This is a genomic window from Gammaproteobacteria bacterium, from assembly GCA_034522055.1.
Lineage (GTDB): Bacteria > Pseudomonadota > Gammaproteobacteria > JAABTG01 > JAABTG01 > JAABTG01.
The window spans coordinates 852,795-868,017 of the sequence record JAXHLS010000002.1; the positions used below are offsets into that span (position 1 = coordinate 852,795).

Here is a 15,223-nt window from a genome sequence, read left to right on the forward strand (position 1 = left end):
TCAGTCCCCGAACACCATCAGCCGATCCGCCGCGACACCGGCCTCGACCAACTGGCCGAGACCGGAGATGCGGAATGCCGGATGGATGTTGTGAGCGTCCTTGCCGTTTCGTTTCATCTCGTCTTCGTCCGCCACGCCGCGACGCTGGGCCGCGGCCACGCACACCACCATGTCCAGATTGTGCTGCTCGGCAAGATCCGCCCACAGCTTGGTGAGGTTGCGGTCGTCCTGGGGCGGCACCGCCAGACGCGTCGCGGTGTTGACCCCGTCGTGGTAGAAGAACACGCGAAATATCTCGTGTCCCTTGTCCAGGGCCGCCTTGGCGAACTGATAGGCGCTGTCCACCGCCTGATGTTGGTAGGGTCCTTCGTTGATCTGGATTGCAAACTTCATGCGATCTCTTCCGGTGATCCTGCCCCGATTTAGAAGCGGATGTGGGTCGAAGCGTTCAGGCGCTCGCGGGCACCACGCCAGTTATCGATGTGGAACTTGGTGAACGGCAGACCGGTCATCTCGAAGAAACGCGGCCAGCCGATACGGTCGATCCAGTCATTGATACGCTCCCAATCCCGGGCGTCTTCCTTGTAGACCTTAAGAATATTCTTGACGATGGCGGTCGCCTCGGGCCAGCGCGGCGGGTTGTTGGGGATGCCGGCGGCCACGAGCTTCTGGAAGCTCGGCTTGCTGCGCGCATTGGAGTGGTTGCCGCCTACCCAGATGGCGAGCTTGGTGTGCTCGGGGTCGTTGATCTGCATGGGCGGGCAGGGCGGGAAGCAGGCACCGCAGCAGATACACTTCTTCTCGTCCACCTCGAGGGAGGGCTTGCCGTTCACCAGCGCAGGCCGGATGGCCGCCACCGGACAACGGGCCACCACCGACGGCCGTTCGCAGACGTTGGCCACCAGGTCGTGGCGGATCTTCGGCGGCTTGGTGTGCTGGACGTTGATGGCGATATCGCCCTGGCCACCGCAGTTGATCTGGCAGCACGACGTGGTGAGATGCACGCGGTTGGGCATGTTGTGATTTTTGAACTCATCGATGAGTTCATCCATCATCGCCTTCACCACGCCCGAGGCGTCGGTACCGGGGATGTCGCAATGGAGCCAGCCCTGCGTGTGGGAGATCATGGCCACCGAGTTGCCGGTGCCGCCCACCACGAATCCGGCACCTTCCAGGGCATCGATGAGGGGCTGAACCTTGGCCTCGTCCGTCACCATGTACTCGATGTTGCTGCGCAGGGTGAAACGCACATAGCCGTCGCCGTAGGTCTCGCCGATCTCGCACAGTTTGCGCAAAGAATAGACATCCAGAATGCGCTGGGTGCCGGCCTTGACGGTCCATACCTGGTCACCGCTGTGGGCGGCATGCATGAGGACACCGGGGCGGGTGTGCTCGTGGTATTTCCACTGCCCGTAGTTCTTGCGCATCACGGGATGCATATACTGGAAGCCATCCGGGCATCCACTCTCGATGGGCGTACGATGCTGTTGAGCCATTGCTTACCTCCGCTACTCGCTCAATAAACCTGTCTTGAAGGAAGGGGCGCAGAGATTGACACCCTGCGCCCCTTTCCGGGGTCCTTATTCAACAACCGGCTCAACCCGCGGCGGCAGCCTCGGCCTGGCGGTTGAACCACTTGGCAGCCTCGTCGTCCCAGTCGTCCATGCGCACATAGGACACCTGACGGGGGGAAGACACCATGTTGGGATCCACCTCGATGCCGATACCCTCGAGGAAATTCACCAGGCCGATACGCTCGATCATCTCACCGGTGCGCTCGTGCTCCAGGGCGTTCTCGGCGAAGAAGTCGATGCTCTCCTCGGCGATCTCGACGATGCGCTCATAGTCCTCGGCGGTGTCCATCTTCATGAAGGGCACCACGACGGTACCCATGAGGTCACCGATCTTCAGAGTGCGCTTACCGCCGATGAGGATGGTCACGCCCTTGTCGTCACCGGGGGACAGGGCCTTGTTCATGACGTTGAGGCAGTGCATGCAGCGCACACAGTTGCGATTGTCCACGTCCAGGGTGTCGTCGTCATTGAGGGACATGCAGTTGGTGGGGCAACGCGACACCACGTTGTCGACGACGTACTTGCGACCCTTCTTCGCGACGAAGGCCTTGACCTCGTCCTGATCGATCTTCATGTCATCACGCCAAGTGCCGATAACGGCCATGTCCGCGCGCTCGATGGCGTTGACACAGTCGTTGGGGCAGCCCGACACCTTGAACTTGAACTTGTAGGGCAGGGCCGGGCGATGCACGTCATCGGTGAAGTTGTTCACCAGGTGGCGCATGATGGACTGCTCGTTGCAGTTGGACTGCTCGCAGCGCGCGGCGCCGACACAGCACATGGCGGTACGGACGCAGGGCCCGGCACCGCCGAGGTCCCAGCCGTAATCGTTGATCTCATCGAAGAAGTGCTGGGTGCCGGGGGTGTCGGTACCGATGAACATGATGTTCCCGGTCTGGCCGTGGAAGGTCACCATGCCCGAGCCGTACTTTTCCCAGCTGTCGGCGAGCTGGCGCAGCATCTCGGTGGTATACATGTTGCCAGCCGGCGGCTGCACGCGCAGGGTGTGGAACTCCTTGGAGGCAGGGAATTGCTTACCTACCTCGGAGAAGCGCGGAATGATGCCTCCACCATAGCCATAAACACTGACCGTGCCGCCCTTCCAGTAGCCCTTGCGGGTCTCGTAGGAGTGCTCCAGCTGACCCAGCAGGTCATTGGCCATCGCGTTGATGCGCTCTTCGGGATGCTGATCCCGCATGCGCTTGATTCCGGAGATGAAGCTGGGCCAGGGCCCATCCTCGAGCTGATCGATCATCGGGGTATCATGCTTCTCGATTGCCATAAGTGCCTCCTTCGAGTTCCGAGAGGGTCAGGGCCTCGTTGCACAACGGCCCGACTCAATAGCGTTACTTACAAACTTCACCTGCTCCGGGCGGCGGCCTGCCAACGTGCTTCCCAACATGCTTTCCAGGGTCGCTGCCCCGGGGCCCGGCTTTGGACGCCAAAGTCTAATGGGGCGCACCGACCATAAACACCGCCCCAAAGGGGTGCTTGGATGAGGGTTATCTATCCCCTTTGGGATATGGATAAGGCCCGTGGAGAACCCGAATCGTCAAATGGCTTCATCGGAATGGTCCACCAAGAGGCCGGCCGGGCGGGCGCCGCCCCAAGACAGGGCATTCGTAAGTGAATGATTATTCGATTATAGTCTGAATGTGTCAACCCGGTGTCATTCCCGGCCGTAGCGATGCCAGCGGCGTGCCTGTCCACCCAGCCCCTGGAGACCATGGACAATCCCTTCCTCACCCACCGTCTTACGGCCTATGAACACTGGCGCAGGCATAAGCTTGCCTGTGCCGACGCCGGACCGGCGGACACCGTGGAGGTGGCCGACCCATGGTCGCCCACGGCCGGCGAGCTGACGGCGCTGCGCTATGCCCTCACCGTCCACAACATGGTGCACTACCGCTGGCCGGCCGTTCCACCGGAGGATGAGAAAGAGGCCCTGCGCGCCTTCTGCCGCCGGCTCGGGCTGGTGGATCTGGACCGCAACCTCTACGCCGACGACGACGGCATCGCCGCCCTCAAGGTGGTAGCCGGCGGGCGCCGCGGCGAATACATCCCCTATACCAGTCGCGCCATCAACTGGCATACGGACGGCTATTACAATGCGCCTCACCAGCTGGTCAGGGCCTTCGCGCTCCATTGCTCCCGCGACGCCGCAATAGGCGGCGGCAGTCGGCTGCTGGATCACGAGCTGGCATATATAGCCATACGGGACCACCATCCCGAGTATGTCGAGGCCCTGATGGCGGACGACGCCATGACCATCCCCGAGAACGTCGAGGACGGTGAGGTGATACGCCCGCGCCAGGCCGGCCCGGTATTCAGCGTGGATCCCGGCCTCGGCAGCCTCCACCTGCGCTACACGGCCCGCACGCGTTCCATCCAATGGAAGGACGACACCCTCACACAGGAGGCGGTGGCCTGCCTGGTGGAGGTCTTGCAAGGGCTCTCCCACCGGGTCGTCGCACTACGCCTGCAATCCCAGGAAGGGGTCCTCACCAGCAATGTGCTCCACGGCCGGGACGCCTTCACGGACGACCCCGCTACGGGCCGGATACGGCTGTTCTATCGCGCGCGCTTCCACGAACGCGCGGCCGGCACCGGGGTCGCGGACTTCGCGGCCCTGTGCGGCGGCTGAGATGCCGCCGGGAGAACCGTGAAGCGTCAGCCCCGTCCCCCGGGCGAGTAAATCCCATAGAAGCCAGGATCAGGGATGTATTTCTTTCACTGCCCGCCGCGATGAATCGGCATTTCCCCATGGCGGCTGCCTTGGAATCCCTGCCGCGTGGCCCGATACTTGTGCTTTGAAACCCACGTGGCAGGACAGACCGATGCTCTATCTCAGCGAGTTGATGCTCCGGAACAACGACATCACCAGTTTCGAGGAACTCATGCTCCTGGTGAAGGAGGCGGCACGCTCGCATCGTTTTTTCAAGATGGACGTCAAGCCACCCTACGCCGATACGCCGGAGAACTGGGAGGATGTCCTGGAAGGGGCATTCAGCGGCGTGGTCTGAAGACCATCGGGACGACTGAGCCTCAACGGGGACACGTACGGCATATGAAATTTTACAGCGGCAACGAGCACGACATTCACGCGGCGGCCCAGGACGCCGCCAGCGAGCGCGCCCAGTTGGAGACCCAGCTGCAGGCCCTGCGCCGACAGCTGCCCCAGGCGCCCGAGGGCAGCACCCGGCGCGCCCACATCCAGCTCGAGGAGGCCCACCTGTTGCTGCGCATGGCCCGCCAGCCGGAGGCCTGGCCCCCCGCGCGCGAGGCCTTCGACCGCTTCATCGCCGAACGGGACTGGGAGAACGCAGCGGGCGCCGCCGAAGCCCTGTTCCTGGCCGAGCAGGACGATTCCCTGGCGGCCCTCGGTCAGGGGATCTGGCTCGCCGTCACCTTCCCCATCAATCCCGAGGTCACCGTGGAACTGCTGCGGCGCGTGGTGGAAGAGACGCCCGAGGACTCGGATGGCGCCGCCGTGGCCGCGGCCGCCGCCCACTACGTGGCCGATCTGCGGGCGCCCGATGATGCCAAGGCCCGCGAGGACCTTTTGTTCTACACCGCCCAACTGCTGTCGTCGGTGGCGCGCCGTCACAGTGATGTCAAGGATCAGGCCCAGTTCGATGCCTGGATGTCCCGTCTGGAACTGGACCAGCCCGACAAGTTCCTGGTGCGGCTGCGCAACGTGGTGGACGTGCTGGTGCAGGACGAGTGGTGGTTCGACCGCGAGGCCCTGCAGGCCGCGATTCCGGAGAGCTGACATGTTCTGGGAGGACAACGAAGGCCAGCGGAACAAAGCCGAGACCGACGATGTAGTCGACCTGGTGTTCCGTATCCGCTGCCCCACCATCCCGGCGGACCATGCCCACGCGCTCGGCGCCGCCCTCACCGGATTGTTGCCCTGGCTGCGGGACGATGCCCGGGCCGGCGTCCATACCATCCATGGCGCCCCCACGGGCAACGGCTGGATTCGTCCCGACGATGAGGCGGCCGACGCGGTTCTTCATCTCTCCAAGCGTGCCCGCCTGCAGCTGCGGGTACCGGCCACGCGGCTGGACGCCGCGCGGACCCTCGAGGGCCAGACCCTGGACATCGACGGGCATGCCATCGAAGTGGGTACCCCCTCCATCAAGGAACTCGATCCTCTGCCCACCCTGTTCGCCCGTTACGTGGTGGGGAGCGAGGAGATGGAGCACGGCGACGAGATGGCGTTCCTGTCCTGGGTGAAGTCACGGCTGGCCGAGTCGGACATCCGTGTCCGCAAGCTCATGTGCGGGCGCAGCCACACCCTCAAGACCCCGGATGGCGGCCTGTTCGTGCGCAGCGTCATGGTGGCGGACCTGGACAAGGACGCGTCCCTCAAACTCCAGCGCCACGGCATCGGCCCATTGCGCCACATGGGGTGCGGACTGTTCATTCCCCACAAGGGCATCGTCTCCATGTCCCAAGGCTCCGACAAGGAATCATGACTTCAGAATAACTCTCATGGCGATACGCGCCGCCCAAGATGATGAAAGAGGAGCGCGTATCGCCATGTTCGTTCCCTCACCCCATCCCTCTCCCAGCGGGAGAGGGGGAGTTCGTGCTTCGCGACTTTCACGTTAAATGGTATAGAATTCTCCGCCGTCGATTCGATTGACCTGGCTTACCCCGCGGGGTGCCTGATCCTGGGGCGCTGCCGTACCAATAAACCAACCTTGTTTCATGTTTAAGGAGCCTATCCATGAGCTATGCGTTTGATGGTAAGACCATCGCCACCAACGACCACGGCTATCTCGAGGACCATAACGACTGGAGCGAGGCCCTCGCCCAGCATATCGCCAGTGAGGAAGCGGTGGGGGAACTCACGGAACGCCACTGGGACATTATCCACTACCTGCGCGACGAGTACTTCAACAACAACGGCAGCCAGCCCAACGAGCGCTCCATCATCAAGGCCATGTCGGACAAGTGGGGACGCAAGACCAGCAGCAAGGAGATGTACGAACTCTTCCCCCTCATGCCCAGCAAGCAGGGCGGCAAGGTCGCCGGCCTCCCCGAGAGCCGCCGCAAGGGCGGCTATTAAAAGCGACTTAACCGCGAAAGACCTGAAAAAGCGATTAAACTACGAAATACGCGAAAGGCGCGAAAAAAACAGCTCTTGGAGTGGGCCTGTGTATTGGCCAGATGCTGGCCATTGGGTATGGGCTGCCTTTCGTCGCCCACAGCCCTTGCCACTCCCACGAATGAGATCGAGAACCCCAGCACTCAAGACTTTTTCGCATTCTTCGGGTATTTCGTGGTTACCGCTTTTCTCTGTCCACGCCTTTCGTTACCGAGCCATCCGCGTACCGCGCACGACTGCAGTCGCAGGAATAATGGGCAGGGAAGGACCTCAGCCATTCCGGCCTGTCGGTGGTCGTTGGAAACCCGGGCGGCCATAACTTTCGCTTCTTTCGCGCCTTTCGCGTATTTCGTAGTTAAAAAAATCTTTTCGCTGTTGAAGTTTTTCGTGGTGGTCAAACCTCCGACCACATGCGCACGAGGTTGACGTAGGCCACGTCCACCCGTTTGGTTTCCTCGGCATCGGGGGCATCCCGGAGCATCTGCTCTCGGGCCAGGTTGAGACCGTCCAGCAGTTCCCGTTGCTCGGGGCTTCTGATCATGCTCTGGATCCAGGTCACCGCCACCCGGCGCTCGCCGGCGGTCACGGGCGCCACGTGGTGGAGGCTGGACGAGGGGTAGGCCACGGCGGCGCCGGCCGCCAGCTTGACGCCGCGCGGGCCGAAGGCGGTGTTGATCACCAGCTCGCCGCCCTCGTAGGTCTCGGGAGCGGACAGGAATACCGTGGCGGAGACATCGGATCGGTACTGGCTGCCCGGTGCCCCCATGACGGGATCATCCACGTGATCCCCGTAGGTCATGTCGGACCCGTAGCGGGCATAGAAAGGGGTGGCCACCCGCAGGGGCAGCACCGCACTCTTGAAGCGGGGATGGCGCACCAGCGCCCCCATCACCAGGCGGTTCAACTCCGCGAGTTCGGGGGCGCCGCCATCCACCTCCTGGTTGTGCTTGACGCGCCGCGCCGCGAGGCCGGCCGACAACCGGCCGTCCACGAAGCGCGCCCCTTCCAGCAGTTCCTGCACCCGCGCCAGGGTGCGGGCATCGAGAATGCCGAGGATCTCCAGCAGCATCAGTCCGCCGCCAGGCCTTCCAGGGCCGCGGCCACCGCCGCGGGAACGATGGGGAACGCCAGGGTGCGATCCACGGGGAAGCGGCCCAGCACCTTGTCCAGATGGCCGGCCTGCTCCGTCTCGTAAAACACCACCACCCTGGCGGCCGGACAGCGAGTCTGGCGGGTGGCCAGCAGGGATTCCAGGCTGCTGGTACGGTCGCGGAAATCCGACTGGTAGTTGAACTCGGCGACGATGACCGCGGGTTGGCGTTTTTTCATCAAGGCGATGGCCTTGCGCATGGAATTGGCGGTGACCACCTCGTAGCCGGCCTGCCGATAGACATCCATGAGGTTGGGGTAACCGCCGAGTTCCATGATGGCAAGCAGCAACGGCATGTCAGGCGAACACCACCCAGGTGGTGGCGATGTACTTGACGCCCTGCTCCAGGGTCACGCTGCGGTGTTCATGGGTCCAGAAGGGGGGGAAGATCACCAGCTTGCCCTCCTCCGGGCGCACGCGCACGCCCTGGAAACGGAACTCGGTCTCGCCCCCCGGACCCGGCACGTCGTTGAGATACCACAGGGCCACCAGCTGGCGATAGCTGAAGTCATGGCTGCCGCCGTCGATGTGCCAGTGGTAGTACTCGCCGGCATGGTAGCGCTGGATGCCGTAGCCCATATCCTTGAAGGAACCACCAAAGAACGGATAGACCTCCCGCACGATCTTCATGGTCGCCGCCAGGGAATGGAACAAGGCCTGGTCCACGTCTTTCCAATCCGGCTTGTCGCTGACCGTCAGGTCCGTGGTCTTCTTGACACGTCCGTCCTCGGTCCCCACCTGGCCGATACGCCCCGCACGCTGGTGGTGGGGACTGTCCTCGAAACGGCGGATCACGTCACGGCAGAAGGCCCCGTCCAGGGCACCGTGGATCTCGTGGATGAAGGTGTCGGGCTTGACCTCCTCGAGGCGGGGGAAGGGGCTTGGGGATGTCATGGTTGGAAAACGTTCCGGGGCATGGATCGGGGGCACCGCCCACGATACGCAGGCTCAACCTCCCGTCGCGGCCGTACCGGCAGGCTCGTTCATGAGGTCCCGGATCAGGGCCTCGACATCGGGGTGGTCGAACTCACGCCCGCCGATGGCCCGATAGCGGACGCGGCCCTGCTTGTCGATGACATAGGTGGAGGGCAGCCCCACCACGCGGAAGCTGTTGGCCACGCTGCTGTCGGAGTCGAACAACAGGGGGAAGGTGGGATCCACCTCCAGCTGGCCGGTATAGGCGAACACATGGTCCGGGGTCTCGAACTGGTTGACCGCCACCACCGCGAAGCCGTCGTCCTCGAGGGCCTGGTAGAGGCGCTCCATGGACGGCATCTCCTCGCGACACGGCGGGCACCAGGTGGCCCAGAAGTTGAGCAGCACCACTTGGCCGCGGTAATCCGCAAGGCTGTGGGGCTCGCCGTCCATGTCGGGCAGCGTGAACTCGGGTGCCACCACCGGCGGATCCACCGGCGACAGGGAATGGCCGAGGCCTGCGGCGACGGCGGGTCCCACGACCAGGGCGAGGACCATGGCCAGGACCATGGCCAGAACCTGGAGTCCGGTCTTGCACACTCGCTCAATCACGGGCGAGGAGTTCCGGCGGGCACTCCATATCTTCGATGACTCCCACATGCTGTTGGTCTCCCACTGTCCAGGAAATTTCGAGATCGAAGGAACTGTCGCGGGGCAGTTTAACGGTGGTGAAGCCCTGGGCCCAATCGCCCGCCTGGAAGGTGGGGCTGTCCGGCAGGATGGACCAGTTGAAGGGCACGCCGGCGGCCTGCCAGTCCTGCAACCACTCGGTCTTGGTCTTCAGCGGATGACGGGTCCCGTCCGGGGTGATGGCCCGCCAATCCGCCACCCGGTAGCTGACCGGGTGATCCGAGAGGTTCCGGGCGATGGTGCCGAAGGTGCAATAGGATGCCGCCTGGTCCAGCATCTCGGGGGTGAAGCCCTTGGAACCGTAGGTGGCCCTGATGAAGCGGGCATGGAGCTGGATGAGTTCGATACTGAAACCCTCGCCCTTCGCCTTGTAGACCCACAGCCCGGTCTCGGGATTGCGTTCCCGGACCACCTCCAGCGCCGCCGCGCCCGCCGCCGTGGCCACCAGCAACGCCCCTGCCACCCACCGTAAAACATTCATAAAACACCGACCCCCAATTCGATTGGCGCGCACCCCGTATGCCCCTGAAGGGGCGACGCGGCCGTGCCGCGGCAAAGCCTGTGAGCTTCACGCAAGGCCGGCGGGATTGCAAGGATAGAGCCATTTCGAATTCCGCAAAACGCTGGCAGCAGGTAACCGGTGCTCCGTGGAGGGACCGTCAAATTCAAGGACGAATTTGAACGAGCGTACAGGGGCAAGCCGGGACCGAAAGTCCAGTGAACTTTCGCAGCCCGGCGCGCGCCCACGGCAGGGATGCCGTGGGCCGGGCCTGCAAGCGAAGCAGGACTGCGAAGCGCCGCAGGTATTCACAGCGATGTCCCGGAAGGGAGTACCGGTTACCTGCGAACACCGCCTGGACCTTCGGTGATCGACAGCTTGTAACAGCTATCTGGCCCGTCTTTGCAAAACCCCGCGAGACGGCTCAGACGAGGGCCGATTCCACCGTCTCGGCGATGGCATCCACGGCGCCGGTACCCTGCTCGCGGTACCTCGCGAGTATCTCCCCACAGGCCCGGGACCAACGCTCCTGACCGCGCCCCACGCAGTCCCGCAAGTCCTCGGCGCCCTGCCCGTCCGTCCATGCACCATAGGCCGCGAACCAGCCGGGTACCAGGGCCCGGCGCAGGCCCCGGAGATTGGCGAAGTAGAAGTGCAGGGAACCGTCACGCCCCTCGGCCAGCAGCCGCGGCAGGGTGACCAGGGCGTCCGCCCACATGTCCCGTACCGCCCGCAGGTGCAGCTCGGCCCGGCTGCCCGCCAGGTCGAGCACCATGTGCTCCCAGGCCTCACCGAGTTCCCGCCCCACCAGGCCTTCCCCGAGTTCATGCCACACCGCAGTATCCACCTCGGCCTCGGTCATGCGCTCCAGGGCCCGATCCCGGTCACCGTGATAGTCATGGAGGGCGAGGGCGCGGGCCAGGGGCCCGTCGGGGGTCTTCTGCCACTGCCATTCCTCGATACGCTCCCAGATGAGCCGCCGCATGGCATCCCGCCGCACGTACACGGTCTCATTCAGGAACATCGCAGGAGGGGCGGACAGGTCCCGCGCCAGTTCCTCATCGCTCACCAGGACCTCGAAACCCTCCTCACGGTCCCGCCGATGCAGGCGCGCCAGGAAGAAATGGGGCTTGACGAAACGCCCGTAGCCGGCGCTGTAGATAAGGCCCAACGGCGCCAGCATGTGGTTGATGTCCGCGGATGCGAAGGGGTCGAGGCACTCCTCGTCGCTCATGGGGAGACAATCGAAATCCCTCACCTCGAGGTCGTCCCACAACTGCTCGCGGGCCGTGACCCACTCACTCACCTGCCCCATGGGCAGAGGCGCGTCCTCGGACAAACCCTTTTCCCAGCGATAGTATTCGCGCATCTTGAGGAGGTAGATACACATGGTGTGCTGGCGCGCGTAGCGCGCATCGGAGATATCGCAGTTGTGCTGCACCACCTCCCTGATTCGTGCCTGATCGAGCATGTCGTCACCCCGGTTGGGTATTCTTGATTAACGGATTAATCCTTAGCAGAATGCTCCGACTTTATACAAGGCCCGCCCGGAGGCATTCCGCGCCGGCCGACCACAATGCGCCGCCCCTTCCGGCCTCCCCCGCCCCCCGCTATCGCGCCGCGGGCCCCACTGCCACGGAGTACCACCCAACGTGCCTGTAAAACGCATCAAGAGTAACTGGCATCACACGGAACGCAATGCCGCCAGGGAGAAGGACTTCGACGACCGCGCCAGCGCCCTGGCCTTCATCGTCTGGCGTATCGCCCTGGAGAGCGCCAAGGATCTGCACCGCGAGCGTTACAACTACGCCAGTGACCCCCAGCGGGCCGCGGTCATCGCCGAGTTCGTGGCCTTCCTCATCCACTGCGCGGACCGCCTGGTCTATGACATGGTGGACAATGAGGAACGCGAAATATTCATGAACCTGCTGGGCCGCCGCCTGGCCGACCACATGCAGGACAATCTGGTGGACCTGTTCGGCCCGGGGGATTACCGCCCCTCCTTCATCGCCACCCTGAACGAGCGTCTGACGAGCTACGCCAGCCTGACCTTCCGGGCCGGCGAGCCGGGCTACGACATGCTGCGCTTCTTCGGCGACCGCGTCCTGCGCATCCTCGGCAGCGACCAGACCAACAAGTGGGTCATCGACCAGATTATGGAACAGGCCGCACCGGATGCCTTCAAGCACCTCCAGAAGAACCTGCCCAACGTCATGGCCTAAAGGCCGCTAAAACGTCCGCAGCACCTCCTGGAAGAACCGCTCCGGGGGCAGGCCGGCGGCCATGAAACGGCGGCGCGCGAAGTCCACCATGCCCCGGGGCCCGGTCATGTAGACATCGCAGCCCGACAGGTCCGGATGGTCCTCCACGATGCGTTCCACCGCCGTGAGTTCCCGCCACTCCGGGCCTCCCTCCGCCTCCGTTCGAAGGCTGGCAAGCGGCACGTAGTGGAACTCCTCGAGGGCATCGGCCCAGGAGCGACAGAGGTTGTCGAGGAAATGGTCCTGCGGCCGCAGGGTCATCCAGTAACACCACATGACGCGCAGTTCGTCGAGGGCCATGGTGTGCTCGATGAGGCTCCTCAAGGGCGCGAACCCCACGTCGTAGGCAAAGAAGATGATGGGACGAGTGGAGGCCTCGTCCAAGGTGAAACGTCCCTCGGGGCCCTCCACCATCACCTGGTCGCCACGTGCCAGGCTGGCGAACACATACTCCGAAAAGGCGTCCCCCGGGGCCCGACGCACGTAGAACAGCAGGTGGGTGCCGTTGCACGGGCAGTTGGCCAGGGAACGATAGCGGGGCAGCAACCCCGGCAGGGTGAGCAGGGCGTGTTGCCCGGGCAGGAACTGCATGGCCTGGCTGCGCGGGGTGCGCAGATGCACCTCCATCACCTCCCCGTCCAGCAGCTGGAGCTTGAATACCTTGGTGGCGATGGTCTGGCGCGGGATCTCCTCCACGCTCCCGATCTCCCTCACCTCCACCTCCACGTCGCTGGCGGCGGCGACACAGCACAGCAGTTGCACCCCCTGAGCCCGTTCCGCCTCACTCACCACGTAGTCGTGGGGGCGCACTTCGCGGATCTGCCCTGCGACGATGCGCCCCCGGCACTCGCCGCAACTGCCGTTGTCGCAGCGATAGGGCAGGGAGGCCCCGGCGCGCAGGCCGGCCTCCAACAGGGTCTCCCGGGCTTGCGCCGTGAAGGTCTTGCCGCTGGGCAGCAGGCGGACGTCGTGGCTCACGGGACGGGACGAAATACGGGATGAGGATAGGGCATGGACCTAATCTACCAGTCCCCCGCGTCTCCGGCGACCGGTGGATGGCAAGGGTTTTCCGCCTCGGTTATGTGGTGGCGGCTCAAACTACCTGGGAACTGGTGACGTCCACCGTGGCGAAGCTGTCACCGAGCCAGCGCCACAGCAGCTGCCGGATATGATCCCGCAACTCCGCCGGCGGTGGCGCCTCGGCCTTGAGCCCCACCGTGAGACCGACTCGTACGCTGTCGGGGGTGAAATGACGGGCCAGGGCGGTCATGGCGTTGGGGGCGTTCCAGCGGACCGCGGGCATGGTGAAGGCCGTACATTGCATCATCTCGAGCCCGACCCGGGTGAATACCTGGGACAGTCGCTGCTGGACCTCTTCGCGCACCAGTTCCCGAGACAGCCAGGCGATATTATGGGCGGCGTCCACCAGATCCTCGGATACGGCCTCCATGTCCTCACAGAAATCCAGGGGCGGATAGTAGCCGAGGCGCTGTCGCCGGGCGAAGGCGTCCACGGCCCAGGCGAGTTCTTCCCCCACGACCTCGGGAGAGGCCGCCGTGTGGCGCTCCAGCACCTCCATGGGCACCGTCAGCACCACCCCTACGGCCACACTCACCACCTGCGATTCCGCCATCGTGCGTTCCCCTGTCAACCATCCCATGGGGCCATCGGGGAGGGGCAAGCCCTCCCCGGACCGCGCCGGGGGCACCGGGTACGACGGTGCCTCCTTCAATGATGATTAGCGGAGAGGGGGGACGATCCTTGAACCGCCCCGGGCCCGACTGTGACGCCCGTCAGGATCCGTTGGGGCGCATCAGTTGCTCGAACTCTCGCGCCAGGGGCGCGAAGACGGGCTCCAGCTTGCGGCGCATGAGGGAGCCGATGGCCGTGGTACGGGAGAACACGGGGCGCACCACGGGATATCCCAACCGGCCCAACACCAGGGCCGCCTGTAGGTCGTCCCTGAGTGCCGGCACCCGCTCCAGCACCGCCGCCAGGTGAGGATCCGCGCCTGGTTCCCCCACCAGTTCGGCGGCCCGGGCCTGAAAGACCTCGAGATCACCCTCCACCTCGCCGGCCGGCCGCAGCGCCCCGAAATACCAGGCCACGGCATCGAGAAAGAGGTTCACCACATCCTGGTTCGGGGGCTTCTTCATTACCTGCAGGCAGGCTTGAAGATAGCTCTGACCCGCCGCCCCCAGGACCCTGAGGAGCAAGCCGGCCACGGGGTTACCCTGCCCCGCAAGGGCCTCCAGGGCGGGACCGTGGAGCCCCCGATCGGCCCGCTCGGCCACGGGTTCGGGCAGATCATGGGGGGCCCCCAGGAGGAAGCCCACGATGAACGCGGTCTTCTGGCGCGAACGCTGCCACAGGGAGAGGCGGGTCTTCTCGTCGATGAGGCCGGGCTGGAGCACCAACCGCACGGTATCGATCATGTCCGCCGGCTCGGTTTCGAAGGGCAGGTATTCCAGCAGGTAGGCGGCGAGTTCCGGCCCCAGGGGGCTCTGCACCACCACGTCCCGCTCCAGCATACGGCGGGCGTTTTCCGCCGTCGGCATGGCCCACCAGGCACGGCGCGCGAACTCGTGGGTGAGCCCCGGGGCATGGACCACCGCCACCACCGCCTCGGGCTCCCCCAGCAACAGCAACTGCGCCAGGCTCTCGTCCCGGGTCTGGCCCATGCGGGTCCAGCGCCGCAGGTAGATCGGGTACCCCCCCGGGGACCCCAGCACATGACCCGAAATGAGTTCCTTGACCCGCCGGATGTAGAGATCATCACGACAATTGGGGTTGAGCGCCACCCGGGTCTCCCCCTGGGACGACAGCCCATGAACCGTCATGGCGGACTCGTCGATACGCACCGCCAGGGGCCTGCTGGCCAGCAGGACATTGAGTTTGAGGGTGTCTTCGGTGGAGAGGTCCATGGGGGTTTTAGTGAATGGTGAATGGTGAATGGTGAATGGTTTGGAAGCCCCCCAGTATACGAAGGCGCCGTTCGAAAGCACCGCTTTTACTATT

The 15,223-nt window shown here is 64.3% G+C and carries 18 protein-coding genes; 6 read left to right on the forward strand and 12 right to left on the reverse strand.

Translation table 11 applies throughout. The annotated features are described in order from the left end of the window. The 3 genes from tusD to dsrA all read right to left on the reverse strand — a co-directional run bounded on the left by tusD (window position 1) and on the right by dsrA (window position 2,856). Window positions 1-393, reverse strand: a complete 393-nt coding sequence (gene tusD / locus U5S82_04160; GenBank protein MDZ7750851.1) for a sulfurtransferase complex subunit TusD — start codon at window positions 391-393, stop codon at window positions 1-3. A gap of 29 nt (window positions 394-422) precedes the next feature. Further along, complete coding sequence (dsrB, locus tag U5S82_04165; GenBank protein MDZ7750852.1) at window positions 423-1,496, reverse strand: dissimilatory-type sulfite reductase subunit beta; 1,074 nt, start codon at window positions 1,494-1,496, stop codon at window positions 423-425. Window positions 1,497-1,596: 100 nt separating this feature from the next. After that, the gene (dsrA, locus tag U5S82_04170) at window positions 1,597-2,856 is read right to left on the reverse strand and encodes a dissimilatory-type sulfite reductase subunit alpha (protein MDZ7750853.1); all 1,260 of its coding nucleotides are present in this window, start codon (window positions 2,854-2,856) and stop codon (window positions 1,597-1,599) included. A 405-nt stretch (window positions 2,857-3,261) separates the two neighbouring features. On the opposite strand from dsrA, the gene U5S82_04175 reads away from it, so the two are divergent. From U5S82_04175 to U5S82_04195, 5 genes are all read left to right on the forward strand, one after another. After that, window positions 3,262-4,218, forward strand: coding sequence for a TauD/TfdA family dioxygenase (locus tag U5S82_04175; GenBank protein ID MDZ7750854.1), 957 nt, complete (start codon window positions 3,262-3,264; stop codon window positions 4,216-4,218). Between the two features lie 193 nt (window positions 4,219-4,411). After that, a complete protein-coding gene (locus U5S82_04180; GenBank protein ID MDZ7750855.1) occupies window positions 4,412-4,597 on the forward strand; it encodes a sulfur relay protein DsrC in 186 nt (61 codons plus the stop codon). 44 nt (window positions 4,598-4,641) lie between these two features. Further along, a complete protein-coding gene (locus tag U5S82_04185) occupies window positions 4,642-5,346 on the forward strand; it encodes a hypothetical protein (protein ID MDZ7750856.1) in 705 nt (234 codons plus the stop codon). Between the two features lies 1 nt (window position 5,347). Then, on the forward strand, window positions 5,348-6,055 hold the full coding sequence (cas6, locus tag U5S82_04190) for a type I-MYXAN CRISPR-associated protein Cas6/Cmx6 (GenBank protein MDZ7750857.1): 708 nt from the start codon (window positions 5,348-5,350) through the stop codon (window positions 6,053-6,055). 254 nt (window positions 6,056-6,309) lie between these two features. After that, a complete protein-coding gene (locus U5S82_04195) occupies window positions 6,310-6,651 on the forward strand; it encodes a TusE/DsrC/DsvC family sulfur relay protein (GenBank protein MDZ7750858.1) in 342 nt (113 codons plus the stop codon). 433 nt (window positions 6,652-7,084) lie between these two features. Here U5S82_04195 and U5S82_04200 read toward each other — a convergent pair whose 3' ends face one another. The 6 genes from U5S82_04200 to U5S82_04225 all read right to left on the reverse strand — a co-directional run bounded on the left by U5S82_04200 (window position 7,085) and on the right by U5S82_04225 (window position 11,415). Then, the gene (locus U5S82_04200; GenBank protein MDZ7750859.1) at window positions 7,085-7,759 is read right to left on the reverse strand and encodes a Fe2+-dependent dioxygenase; all 675 of its coding nucleotides are present in this window, start codon (window positions 7,757-7,759) and stop codon (window positions 7,085-7,087) included. After that, window positions 7,759-8,136 (reverse strand): hypothetical protein, encoded by a 378-nt coding sequence (locus U5S82_04205; GenBank protein MDZ7750860.1) that lies wholly within the window; start codon window positions 8,134-8,136, stop codon window positions 7,759-7,761. Before U5S82_04205 ends, U5S82_04200 begins: the two co-directional genes overlap by 1 nt. Before the next feature lies 1 nt (window position 8,137). Continuing rightward, window positions 8,138-8,734 (reverse strand): 2OG-Fe(II) oxygenase, encoded by a 597-nt coding sequence (locus U5S82_04210; GenBank protein MDZ7750861.1) that lies wholly within the window; start codon window positions 8,732-8,734, stop codon window positions 8,138-8,140. A gap of 54 nt (window positions 8,735-8,788) precedes the next feature. Next, window positions 8,789-9,367: a TlpA disulfide reductase family protein gene (locus U5S82_04215; GenBank protein ID MDZ7750862.1), complete on the reverse strand. Its 579-nt coding sequence runs from the start codon at window positions 9,365-9,367 to the stop codon at window positions 8,789-8,791. Then, entirely contained in the window at window positions 9,360-9,926 is a 567-nt protein-coding gene (locus U5S82_04220) for a hypothetical protein (GenBank protein MDZ7750863.1), read from the reverse strand. Before U5S82_04220 ends, U5S82_04215 begins: the two co-directional genes overlap by 8 nt. 442 nt (window positions 9,927-10,368) lie before the next feature. Beyond that, a complete protein-coding gene (locus tag U5S82_04225; protein ID MDZ7750864.1) occupies window positions 10,369-11,415 on the reverse strand; it encodes a hypothetical protein in 1,047 nt (348 codons plus the stop codon). A gap of 181 nt (window positions 11,416-11,596) precedes the next feature. On the opposite strand from U5S82_04225, the gene U5S82_04230 reads away from it, so the two are divergent. Further along, on the forward strand, window positions 11,597-12,166 hold the full coding sequence (locus U5S82_04230; protein ID MDZ7750865.1) for a hypothetical protein: 570 nt from the start codon (window positions 11,597-11,599) through the stop codon (window positions 12,164-12,166). Window positions 12,167-12,172: 6 nt separating this feature from the next. Here the strand turns inward: U5S82_04230 and U5S82_04235 are convergent, their stop codons facing one another. The 3 genes from U5S82_04235 to U5S82_04245 all read right to left on the reverse strand — a co-directional run bounded on the left by U5S82_04235 (window position 12,173) and on the right by U5S82_04245 (window position 15,129). Next, window positions 12,173-13,183 (reverse strand): 2Fe-2S iron-sulfur cluster-binding protein, encoded by a 1,011-nt coding sequence (locus U5S82_04235; GenBank protein MDZ7750866.1) that lies wholly within the window; start codon window positions 13,181-13,183, stop codon window positions 12,173-12,175. 115 nt (window positions 13,184-13,298) lie between these two features. Beyond that, the gene (locus tag U5S82_04240; protein MDZ7750867.1) at window positions 13,299-13,838 is read right to left on the reverse strand and encodes a hypothetical protein; all 540 of its coding nucleotides are present in this window, start codon (window positions 13,836-13,838) and stop codon (window positions 13,299-13,301) included. Between the two features lie 160 nt (window positions 13,839-13,998). Beyond that, on the reverse strand, window positions 13,999-15,129 hold the full coding sequence (locus tag U5S82_04245) for a sulfur reduction protein DsrS (GenBank protein ID MDZ7750868.1): 1,131 nt from the start codon (window positions 15,127-15,129) through the stop codon (window positions 13,999-14,001). Window positions 15,130-15,223: the final 94 nt, after the last annotated feature.

Coding starts and splice junctions, on each gene's coding strand:
- tusD (MDZ7750851.1), bottom strand. CDS start 393: ATGAAGTTTGCAATCCAGATCAACGAAGGACCCTACCAACATCAGGCG.
- dsrB (MDZ7750852.1), bottom strand. CDS start 1,496: ATGGCTCAACAGCATCGTACGCCCATCGAGAGTGGATGCCCGGATGGC.
- dsrA (MDZ7750853.1), bottom strand. CDS start 2,856: ATGGCAATCGAGAAGCATGATACCCCGATGATCGATCAGCTCGAGGAT.
- U5S82_04175 (MDZ7750854.1), top strand. CDS start 3,262: ATGCCAGCGGCGTGCCTGTCCACCCAGCCCCTGGAGACCATGGACAAT.
- U5S82_04180 (MDZ7750855.1), top strand. CDS start 4,412: ATGCTCTATCTCAGCGAGTTGATGCTCCGGAACAACGACATCACCAGT.
- U5S82_04185 (MDZ7750856.1), top strand. CDS start 4,642: ATGAAATTTTACAGCGGCAACGAGCACGACATTCACGCGGCGGCCCAG.
- cas6 (MDZ7750857.1), top strand. CDS start 5,348: ATGTTCTGGGAGGACAACGAAGGCCAGCGGAACAAAGCCGAGACCGAC.
- U5S82_04195 (MDZ7750858.1), top strand. CDS start 6,310: ATGAGCTATGCGTTTGATGGTAAGACCATCGCCACCAACGACCACGGC.
- U5S82_04200 (MDZ7750859.1), bottom strand. CDS start 7,759: ATGCTGCTGGAGATCCTCGGCATTCTCGATGCCCGCACCCTGGCGCGG.
- U5S82_04205 (MDZ7750860.1), bottom strand. CDS start 8,136: ATGCCGTTGCTGCTTGCCATCATGGAACTCGGCGGTTACCCCAACCTC.
- U5S82_04210 (MDZ7750861.1), bottom strand. CDS start 8,734: ATGACATCCCCAAGCCCCTTCCCCCGCCTCGAGGAGGTCAAGCCCGAC.
- U5S82_04220 (MDZ7750863.1), bottom strand. CDS start 9,926: ATGAATGTTTTACGGTGGGTGGCAGGGGCGTTGCTGGTGGCCACGGCG.
- U5S82_04225 (MDZ7750864.1), bottom strand. CDS start 11,415: ATGCTCGATCAGGCACGAATCAGGGAGGTGGTGCAGCACAACTGCGAT.
- U5S82_04240 (MDZ7750867.1), bottom strand. CDS start 13,838: ATGGCGGAATCGCAGGTGGTGAGTGTGGCCGTAGGGGTGGTGCTGACG.
- U5S82_04245 (MDZ7750868.1), bottom strand. CDS start 15,129: ATGGACCTCTCCACCGAAGACACCCTCAAACTCAATGTCCTGCTGGCC.